General features: G+C 72.2%; 2 protein-coding genes. Both read left to right on the forward strand.

What is annotated here, in order from left to right:
• The coding region (locus BZL64_RS38435; protein WP_086773530.1) for a helix-turn-helix domain-containing protein at positions 1–186 on the forward strand (186 nt) is incomplete at its 5' end.
• 105 nt (positions 187–291) lie between these two features.
• Positions 292–823: ABC transporter substrate-binding protein (locus BZL64_RS38440; RefSeq protein ID WP_425276118.1), on the forward strand; the 532-nt coding region annotated here is incomplete at its 3' end.

Genomic DNA, 823 nt, shown 5'->3' on the forward strand with positions numbered 1-823 from the left:
ATGTGTATAAGGGAAAGGTACCTGGACCGTGCGGGTCAGGCGGGCCGGGTGGCGGCGGAGTTGGGCATCCACCGGCAGACGTTGTACTACCGGCTGTCGCGGGTGGAGCAGCTGACGGGCCTCGACCTGGACGAGGGCGAGGACCGGCTGCTGCTGCACATGGCACTGAAGGCGCGGCGGCTCTGAGACCCGCTCCCCTAGCCCGCCCACCCCCCTTTACTGAAAACGATTGTCATCGTGCTACGGTCGGCGCACCCTTGAATCTTTGACGACCCCTCTCCGGAGTGTTCCGTGCGCCTGCCCACCCGCCGCCTGCTCCCCGTACCGGCCCTCGCGGCCGCCTCCGCGCTGCTCACCGGCTGCTTCTCCGGTGACGGGACCACGGCCGGGTCCGGCGGCGCGGACGGAAAGCGGGTGCGGCTCGCGATGATGCAGCCGCCTCGCTCGGGCCTGTCCCCGCTCTCCGACGACGCCTTCAAGCTCTCGCGCTGGTCGACCGCCGAGACCCTGGTGAAGCTGGACGCGGCCGGAGACGCCCGGCCCGCGCTCGCCACCTCCTGGCGGCGCGACGGCCGGAGCTGGAGCTTCGAGATACGCGACGGCGTCACCTTCCACGACGGCACGAAGCTCGACGCCGACGCCGTCGTACGCTCCCTCACCCGGGCCGCCGGCGCCTCCCCCAAGCCCCGCATCCTGGACGGCGTCGAGCTGACCGCGAAGGCCGCCGACGCCCACACCGTCACCGTGACGACCGCCGCCGAGGACCCGCTGGTCCCGCAGCGGCTCAGCTCGCCGCAGCTGGCCGTCCTCGCCGCGAAGGCGT

Source organism: Streptomyces bobili (assembly GCF_002154575.1).
Classification (GTDB): Bacteria; Actinomycetota; Actinomycetes; order Streptomycetales; family Streptomycetaceae; genus Streptomyces; species Streptomyces bobili.